This is a genomic window from Coleofasciculus sp. E2-BRE-01 (assembly GCF_040221695.1).
Lineage (GTDB): Bacteria > Cyanobacteriota > Cyanobacteriia > Cyanobacteriales > Coleofasciculaceae > Coleofasciculus.
The window spans coordinates 20,365-29,124 of the sequence record NZ_JAVKEA010000066.1 but is presented as its reverse complement, the minus strand read 5'-3'; the positions used below and the strand labels follow the sequence as shown (position 1 = coordinate 29,124).

Annotated in this window: 10 protein-coding genes and 1 pseudogene; 9 read left to right on the top strand and 2 right to left on the bottom strand. The window is 45.4% G+C overall.

What is annotated here, in order from left to right; genetic code table 11:
* The first annotated feature begins 728 nt into the window (after positions 1-728).
* The 5 genes and pseudogenes from RIG66_RS08295 to atpC all read left to right on the top strand — a co-directional run bounded on the left by RIG66_RS08295 (position 729) and on the right by atpC (position 4,761).
* Positions 729-851, top strand: a complete 123-nt coding sequence (locus tag RIG66_RS08295; RefSeq protein WP_446376969.1) for a hypothetical protein — start codon at positions 729-731, stop codon at positions 849-851.
* Positions 817-1,048, top strand: a pseudogene (locus RIG66_RS08290) (transposase); the annotation flags it as partial. The gene RIG66_RS08295 and the pseudogene RIG66_RS08290, both read left to right, overlap by 35 nt.
* 463 nt (positions 1,049-1,511) lie before the next feature.
* Positions 1,512-2,570 carry a choice-of-anchor L domain-containing protein gene (locus tag RIG66_RS08285; RefSeq protein ID WP_446376967.1) on the top strand — a complete coding sequence of 353 codons (1,059 nt, stop codon included), beginning with the start codon at positions 1,512-1,514 and terminating at the stop codon, positions 2,568-2,570.
* A 216-nt stretch (positions 2,571-2,786) separates the two neighbouring features.
* Positions 2,787-4,235 (top strand): F0F1 ATP synthase subunit beta, encoded by a 1,449-nt coding sequence (gene atpD, locus RIG66_RS08280; protein WP_446376965.1) that lies wholly within the window; start codon positions 2,787-2,789, stop codon positions 4,233-4,235.
* Positions 4,236-4,350: 115 nt separating this feature from the next.
* Positions 4,351-4,761, top strand: coding sequence for an ATP synthase F1 subunit epsilon (gene atpC / locus RIG66_RS08275; RefSeq protein ID WP_446376963.1), 411 nt, complete (start codon positions 4,351-4,353; stop codon positions 4,759-4,761).
* A 272-nt stretch (positions 4,762-5,033) separates the two neighbouring features.
* Here atpC and RIG66_RS08270 read toward each other — a convergent pair whose 3' ends face one another.
* Entirely contained in the window at positions 5,034-5,333 is a 300-nt protein-coding gene (locus RIG66_RS08270) for a 30S ribosomal protein PSRP-3 (protein ID WP_006103218.1), read from the bottom strand.
* Positions 5,334-5,480: 147 nt separating this feature from the next.
* Here RIG66_RS08270 and RIG66_RS08265 point away from each other — a divergent pair, with 147 nt between their 5' ends.
* From RIG66_RS08265 to RIG66_RS08250, 4 genes are all read left to right on the top strand, one after another.
* On the top strand, positions 5,481-6,296 hold the full coding sequence (locus RIG66_RS08265; protein WP_446376961.1) for a TIGR01548 family HAD-type hydrolase: 816 nt from the start codon (positions 5,481-5,483) through the stop codon (positions 6,294-6,296).
* Positions 6,297-6,465: 169 nt separating this feature from the next.
* Complete coding sequence (locus RIG66_RS08260; RefSeq protein ID WP_006103253.1) at positions 6,466-6,621, top strand: hypothetical protein; 156 nt, start codon at positions 6,466-6,468, stop codon at positions 6,619-6,621.
* A 462-nt stretch (positions 6,622-7,083) separates the two neighbouring features.
* A complete protein-coding gene (locus RIG66_RS08255) occupies positions 7,084-8,277 on the top strand; it encodes a D-Ala-D-Ala carboxypeptidase family metallohydrolase (RefSeq protein ID WP_446376960.1) in 1,194 nt (397 codons plus the stop codon).
* On the top strand, positions 8,267-8,401 hold the full coding sequence (locus RIG66_RS08250) for a hypothetical protein (protein WP_446376958.1): 135 nt from the start codon (positions 8,267-8,269) through the stop codon (positions 8,399-8,401). Before RIG66_RS08255 ends, RIG66_RS08250 begins: the two co-directional genes overlap by 11 nt.
* A 90-nt stretch (positions 8,402-8,491) precedes the next feature.
* Here RIG66_RS08250 and RIG66_RS08245 read toward each other — a convergent pair whose 3' ends face one another.
* On the bottom strand, positions 8,492-8,692 hold the full coding sequence (locus RIG66_RS08245) for a hypothetical protein (protein ID WP_446376956.1): 201 nt from the start codon (positions 8,690-8,692) through the stop codon (positions 8,492-8,494).
* Between the last annotated feature and the right edge of the window lie 68 nt (positions 8,693-8,760).

Here is an 8,760-nt window from a genome sequence, read left to right as displayed (position 1 = left end):
AATGTTCCTTCTGTCTCTTGGATTTTTTCAACCATGACTCCTGGTAAGTTGAGGAGCTTTGTCATTTCTCTTTTCACAATTACTACTCTGGATTTTAGGTACAGTATGTTAACAGTTTAGCACACTAAGTACGGAAGACCCGAAAATACTTCTCAAACTATTCGGGTTGAGCATATTTTACATCCGGATAATCGCTCGAATGTCAAATCGAAGATATATCCCCACAATGATTTAAATCCCTGTGCCATTATTGCGGTTAGAAGTAGTAAAGAGGAACCCGTTAAAGAAATGGTGGTTCAGAGTAGCACTTATGTCAGTGCTTGGTCAGCTAACTCAGACCAGATAAATGTGTTAGTTAAAGATAGGGGAGAGGTTAAATAATTGGCAATTTACAACTTATAAATAAGGGCAGATTTTGTTGATATGTTATTGGTGAGATAGGGCGGGTTTTGTTGTTCATTGATTTCAGCAATAGCTGACTTTAGTTCCTAAACCCGCCCCTACAGTTCCTAAACCCGCCCCTTGATCCTCCTGAATTTACCCACACCCCACACCCCACACCCCATACCCCACACCCTACACCCTGTCTCCTTTTTGGCTGCCTTACCCGCCCATTGAGGTGTAAGCCTCTGCGCCTTCAGCCGGGGGAGTGTCAATGATTACTAGCTCGATACTCAAGGGCATAGTAGTATCAAGAGGAGTGTTTCCCTATCTTTTCCAGATATTCCGTGATTACCAACTCCGTTGACGCCATTCTGAACCGCGCCTTAGCTGGTGAAGACATTTCTCCAGAGGAAGGTGTGATTCTCCTCCAGCAAACAAGCCCAAGAAGACGAGAGAATTCGCAATAATATTGAAGGGAAATTTGGTATCTCAAAACGTAGATACAGTTTAAGTCGCGTCATGGCTAAACTGCCTCATACTTCAGAAACAGCCATTGCTATTACTTTCCTCGTCATGAATCTGTCTGCCCTGCTTAGGTAGGTTTTTTGTCTTTTTTTATGTTTCAAAAACAATCAGGTCTTTTTCGGAGTCACTTTATTATTAAAGCTTATCATTAGCCGGATTGTTAACAATAAACGCTTATAATTACTGTCGTCTTATATAACTACTTAATCCATCAGTTGTCTTTCTCCGACTTATTCAGCAGACCCTACTTAGCGTAAAATATTGTGATTGGAAATCAATGTGCTAAATCACGTCTTTTTAGCATACAGTTTTAATCTGAACCACCGTCCTCCACAAATCATCCTCATACAAGGTGGCTGCAAATACTAATCTATTACGATTTCTGTTGGTTTCTGATCCCCATGGGTTTCTGCTCAACGTTAGAGGCGATCCATCAATTATTTTGTTTAGATAGTAAAATGGAGGATAACAAGAAAACTCTCTAATCTTTAGAGCTTTAACATAACTTTACATTAGTGTATTATTTCTGTGAAGACAAGCCATAGAGCTTGAAATCAACCAGACGACTGTGCAACCATTTATCCTTGAAGGAGGGAAAAACAATGGGGCTTCTACCAATCAAGACGACAACGACCACTATTGCAACAACGGCTCTTCTGAGCTTGTGGGGACTGCCAGCGATGGCATTTACAATTACGCCCGGTGGCAATGCTCAAGATTTACTTGATGTGTTGTTAGGGGATACAACTGGACTGAGTAAGTTTGGTTTAACAGTTTACGATGATCTGGGAAACATCAACAATGAAACCTTTGGTACTTTCACTGACGATCCCTTTGGTCTGGGTGAGGGCATCGTTTTAAGTACGGGTAGAGTCGCAGACTTACCCGGACTAAACACGAAAGATGGAGGAAGAGTTCCTAACTTTCAAGATCCTCAGGCGGACTTAAGCACGGATTTTTATCCCCAAGGACCTGAGGGCGAGACAGGCTTTGCCGGATTTGAAGGAGACTCCATTACACTTGAATTGAGCTTTGATGCTGATAGCACAGTAGATAAGGTATTCTTTGAATACGTCTTTGGCTCGGAAGAATTTGTCGAATTTGGGGGGACGCAGTTCAACGACTCTTTTAACATGTCTCTGAATGGAGAGTCCTTGGCGCTGTTAAGCGATAATCAACCCGTTACGATCAACAATTTAGTTCCTGATCCCAATGACCCAACCTCGTATCATTCTGACTTTATTTATAATCCTGTAGGGTCTGGTGTGAATACGAAGCTGGATGGGTATACCAAAAATTTGACCTTTGAGGGTCAGCTGATTAAAAATGGCAGAAATACGATAAGGGTTAATGTTGCTGATTGGGGTGATGGTATATTAGACGCTGCTGTACTAATCAAAGGCAAGTCTCTCGGAACAAAACCACCACAGCTAGATCCTCAACCTGAACCGAATGACGATCCCTCTGATGAACCCCAATCCCCCTCAGACGGCCCTGGAACTGATCCTGTAACTGATCCTGGAACATTATTTCCCCCAGATGACCCAGAACCCCAGAGCGTGCCAGAACCATCCGGCTTACTCGGATTGCTGGGAGTGGCAACCTTAGGGATTCGGACAATGATTAGACGCAAACAGAAAGCTCACTTACAAGAACACTGAATGCGATTAGCTAATTCCTCACGGGCTACTGGGTTTGCGATACCCATAAGTGGTAATCTAGAGAGCGGTATTGTTAAGCTCTTAAGCTGTGACAACTCCACACACTGACTCGATGGAGCATAGTGTGGGCTTCTAGAAATAGCAAGCCCTTTGTCACCTGAGTGCTTTATGAAATCAGAAGCACGCTCGTTATCCCAGAATATAATAGACGCAAGCATGGTAGCCACCACAGAAAAAACAAACACCGGCGTTATTACTCAAATCATCGGACCTGTTGTCGATGTTGAGTTTCCTGGCGGCAAAATGCCCCGGATTTACAATGCTTTGAAAATTGAAGGCAAGAATGCAGCAGGACAGGATGTTGCCGTAACCTGTGAAGTGCAGCAGTTACTCGGTGATAACCAAGTCCGAGCCGTTGCCATGAGTGGTACGGACGGCTTAGTTCGAGGGATGGAAGCCGTAGACACTGGCACCGCCATTAGTGTTCCCGTAGGCGGTGCTACCCTGGGACGAATTTTCAATGTGTTAGGTGAGCCTGTCGATGAATTGGGTCCGGTCAATACCGAAGAGCGATCGCCGATTCACCGTTCGGCTCCTAAATTCACCGAACTGGAAACCAAACCGTCGATTTTTGAAACGGGGATTAAGGTTGTAGACTTGCTGGCGCCCTACCGTCGCGGAGGTAAAGTTGGGTTGTTTGGTGGAGCGGGTGTTGGTAAAACCGTTATCATTCAAGAACTGATCAACAACATTGCTAAAGCTCACGGTGGTGTGTCGGTATTTGGTGGTGTGGGCGAACGCACCCGTGAAGGAAATGACCTTTACAATGAATTTAAAGAGTCAAAGGTTATTAACGAAGAAGATCTCAGCCAGTCTAAAGTAGCGCTGGTTTACGGTCAGATGAACGAACCCCCCGGTGCCCGGATGCGGGTCGGTCTGGCGGCGCTGACGATGGCGGAACATTTCCGTGATGTCAACAAGCAGGACGTGCTGCTGTTCATCGACAACATCTTCCGGTTTGTGCAAGCGGGTTCAGAAGTATCTGCACTCCTCGGTCGGATGCCTTCGGCTGTGGGATATCAGCCCACATTGGCTACAGAAATGGGTGAACTGCAAGAGCGGATTACTTCAACCAAAGAAGGATCAATTACCTCGATTCAAGCGGTCTATGTCCCAGCCGACGACTTAACCGACCCAGCACCAGCAACCACCTTTGCTCACCTAGATGCGACGACGGTATTGTCTCGTGCTTTAGCATCCAAGGGAATCTATCCCGCTGTAGACCCCCTAGATTCTACATCAACGATGCTTCAACCCAGTATTGTGGGTGAAGAGCATTACCAAACGGCGCGTGCGGTTCAGTCAACCCTACAGCGCTATAAGGAACTCCAGGATATTATTGCGATTCTGGGTTTAGATGAATTGTCTGAAGATGACCGTCTGACGGTGGCGCGGGCGCGGAAGATTGAGCGCTTCTTATCTCAGCCTTTCTTTGTGGCGGAAGTATTTACAGGTTTACCCGGTCAGTACGTTTCTCTTGACAAAACGATTAAGGGATTCCAAATGATTCTGAATGGAGAATTGGACGACCTGCCCGAACAGGCATTCTACCTGGTTGGCGATATTGATCAAGTGATCGCAAAAGCGGAGAAAATGAAAGGGTAATCCCTTCTGAGTGCTGAGTCATTAGTCATGACGCTTTTCTCAGTGAATGACTAATGACTAATAAGATAGCTTGATTAGCGCTCCCTTAAGTATGACCAAAGACCACTAACAGATTATGAGCTTAACTGTTCGAGTTGTTTCTCCCGACAAAATTGTCTGGGATTCTGATGCTGAAGAAGTAATTTTGCCCAGTACGACGGGTCAACTGGGTATCTTGACGGGTCACGCACCCCTGTTGTCAGCCCTGGATATTGGTGTGATGCGAGTTCGTCCGGGTAAAGACTGGATACCCATTGCCCTGATGGGCGGATTTGCCGAAGTTGAAAATGATGAAGTAACCATTCTGGTTAATGGGGCGGAACAGGGAGAGACGATTGATAAGGAAGCCGCACGAGAAGCTTTCTCTCAAGCCCAAGAACGTCTCAACCAAGTCGAAACCAGTGACAATCGGCAAGAAAAAATTCAAGCCACGCAAGCTTTAAAGAGAGCAAGAGCTCGCTTTCAAGCGGCGGGTGGTATGGTTTGATGGGATAGAGCATTGCCATTGAAACAGAAAGGAGCTATCCAGACGTTAGTTAGCTGGATAGCTCTCTTGTATTTGTATAGCAGAAGGCAGGAGGTAGGCGGCAGGAGTCAGGAGGGGTAGAAGGAAAAAGTATCCCAGGGATAAAGGGGTTTGGGTTATCAGATTTGGTATTACTCGCTATTTTGTATGGGTTTTTTCTCCCCCAGCTCCCAGACGTGCCATGGCACGTCTCTACATTGCTTCCCCAGCTCCCCCCAGCTCCGCTTCATTCACTAGGCGCTACCTGTAAAGGTGACTTCTGGAAATTTTGCCTGCGCTTCATTCATGGGACGATTTTTACCTTCTTCTTGCCAGTAGTTAATCACTTCAGTGGCTTGGTTGAGCAACTCAACGCGATCCATTTCGCTAATCCAATGTTTGGCTTCCAGTTCGTTTTTGATTTGCTCCCAAGCATCGTTCCGGGGCCAGAAAAAGTAGGATGTCAGCGGGCTAGTTCCTTTACCCACGACTTGATCGACGGCGAGTGCCACATTCTCTTCTAACCAGAGAACTTTTAAGATAAATTTAGACAAACAAACCTCCAACACTAGATCAGGTATCTTATACTTAATGTACAATCAATCATTCTACAGGATAGCAAAGGTGAAAGCCCTCGTGATTTATCCGGGGGATAAAACTGCACGGCTTAAGTAACTGAGTTAGTCGTGGGAGTATTTACATTGACAACTTTAAAATCAAGAACAAAATCAAGGTCTAGACTAGCGATTGTCGTTTTCGATATTGATGGTGTCATCCGGGATGTGAGTGGATCGTACCGGAGAGCGATCGCGGATACAGTCGAGCATTTTACCGCCGGAGTGTATCGCCCGTCTTCTGTTGAGATTGACCACCTCAAATCCGAAGGCTTATGGAACAACGATTGGGACGCCTCACGAGAACTCATCTATCGCCACTTTGAGCAGCAAGGTCAGGCGCGATCGCAGGTTGACCTAGATTATGATAACCTAATTGCCTTTTTTAATGCTCGTTACCGAGGTGCTGACCCAAATCATTGGACAGGATACATCTGTGATGAACCATTACTCCTCGAACCCAACTATCTCGAACATCTAACCTCAGCCGATATTTTATGGGGCTTTTTTAGTGGGGCGACGCGAAATGAAGCACTTTATGCTCTTTCAAAACGTCTCGGTTTGCCATCCCCCGTACTCGTGGCGATGGAAGATGCACCCGGTAAACCTGATCCAACAGGATTATTGGCAGTCGTTAACCAGCTTCAGCAACAGCACCAGATTGAGCAACCATTGCCTACCATCTATGTAGGAGATACCGTGGCAGATATGTACACAGTTAAAGCCGCCAAAAGTCTTCATCCAGACAGAACCTGGGTTGGTGTTGGTGTTCTCCCGCCACATGTTCAGGAAACAGCAGAACGCCGTGAGGCTTATCAACAAACTTTAAAAAAAGCAGGGGCGGCTCAAGTTTTTAGCAATGTTGAGCAGATCACCCCAGAACAAATTCAGCAATTGTTGTGAGCTACCACGTTTCAAGTTGCTTGTCATCCCATCAGGAGATTTTTCCCACACCCTTCATTCTCCACCCAATCTCCTTGGACAAAGGAAAACCGTAAGCTATATTAGTATTGCTATATCCGTATTAGCAATTTAGATGCCAATAATAGCATGGTGCATCCCCATAAAAGCAATGAATTTAGACTATGATACTGCCGTGATCATGCTAGCCATCACGTTTCCTTTAGTGATGACTTGGTTGCTAGTTAGTGGCGAATTAGAACTTTGGGCTTATTTGGGTATCTATGGTATCTGTTTGTGGGGACTAGGGGCTTTAAAAAAAGAATAGTGATAACGGGGTCATTTTTCAGCGTTAGTCTGACAAAAAAGGAGTGATATAGCGCTACGCGCTAGGCTTTCTTGCAATAGGCAACACCTCGGCTTCGCTCGGTGTGTCATGGGCAATAGTGAAGAAAAACACTTACCTTACAAGGGATTGAGCAATTAAAATTTTTCTTCTTTTGTCCTAACGTGTGTGCATAGTGCTATAAGTAGTCGGACAAAAGAAAACCGTGCTGTATTAAGTTTTGCCAATAGCCCTCAACCCCTATCTCCGTCTACTTTTGCGTCAGCCTCACCTATCAAATCAAAAGCATAACAGCTTGCTGGAGGGCGTAAATTTATCATCCCCTAAAAACGCTGAAATCCTCATCAAAAGGGGCGTTTACCCCACCGAAGCCATACCCGACTCAATTCAAGCAGAGTAAAATATTAACTAGAGTTAATTGTTTCAAAAGGGCTAAACACAACTATGGACTTTCGCCTCAAGACACTCTTACCTGACTACGAAAAAGCCTTCCTGACCTGTAACTTACAAAAAGAAAAAGAATCCGAAGTTCAGCAAGTTGTTGAGCGAATGAAGGATCTGCGACAACACTATGAAATCGTTGAACAAGCAACAGGCATTCCGTGGTGGTTTGCAGCGGTTATTCACTACAGTGAGTGGAACCTCCGCGAACCTGACTTATTTGTGAAGAAAGTGACAGAAATTTTATTGGCTAAGGAGTTCCATAAAGCCCGAACTCGCACCCTCGGTGCTTATCTGTGGGGGTTTGACTTGTGGAATGGATTCAGACATGGAGTTGGAGATCAATCCGAGTGGGTTTGGGGTGGTACTACTGTTCTGAAGCATCCATCAACCACCATTGGAGCAGCGGCGATTGTTTACTATCTCCAATCCCAGAAAATCATTGATATCCCTAAACCGGGAACAGGCATTAAAATAAAGATTTTATCCGATACAGTATTTAAAGCGCGACCGGATCAATCATTTCGGCTCAAACCAGAAGAAAAAATCACGGTAAAAGGGGGGACTCGCCTGGAAATTATTGAGGATGATCCCTCTGAGGGAGGACACGTCAAAGTCCTGTTACCGGATGGGGTTTTGTTAGGGCAGAATAATCAGAGTGATTGGTATGTTTTCAAAGAACATATCGAAATTCAGGGAACGGAACCGAATAATCGCCCCAGCGATAAAGCAGAAGAACCCGAAACTAAAATTGCTTCACCCAATAAAGGACGTCCCATCACCGTACCCAAATTAGGAACAGTCTATCTGGGAAATCCAATTCTCGAAGGTGGACACTTTAGTTGGGCGGAAGCGACAATGAATGGCTCAAGGATTCCCGTTAATAATGAGGTGGTTGAGGGGATTTTGAGAGTGGCTCATGTGATGGAAGAAGTGAGAGAATATTTGGGCGCTCGTCCGATTACTATAAATTCTTGGTATCGTGATCCAGTAACTAATCGTAAAGCAGGAGGGGCAACAAAATCTAGACATTTAGTTGGTGATGCGGTGGATTTTGTGGTTCAAGGGATCTCTCCACCCCAAGTTAATCAGCGCCTAGAATCCTGGTGGGGAAGTCGGGGTGGATTAGCCAGTGCTAGCTGTTTTACCCATATTGATGTGAGAGGATATCGCGCTCGGTGGAGCTATGGATTTTGAGCTAATGCAGCTCGGCAAAATACTTGAGCAGCTTCGTAGATACGATGAAGCAGGGGGAGCAGAGGGAGCAGGGGAAGCGGGGGGAGATATTAGCTGTTCAGTTATTTCTGCCTTCTTGCACTAAGTCCGGAAGACCCGTTTTTTTTACACTATGATTCGGTAGTGGAGGGTTAGTCGATAGCGATACTATATTCGTCATCTGTCCTTTGGTTCATTAGGCAACCGCCTCGTATTGTTGGGACTCCGTCTCAACTTGCCGGAGAATCTCCATGGCTTCGGGTAGAGTCTCGCAGCTATAATTCGCTTTGAAGTGAAAGGGGCGAACGCGAGAGTCGGTCTGCACAGCCGATTCCCAGATGCTCAGTTTGATCGGTTTTTTGGGATTGTTGGTGGCACTAATGGAGTATTGAACCATGGCAGTGCTTCTTTCTACAAAAGGTCGATAGTATCGCAGTACAAACTCAGGAGACTTTTTCTCTCCTT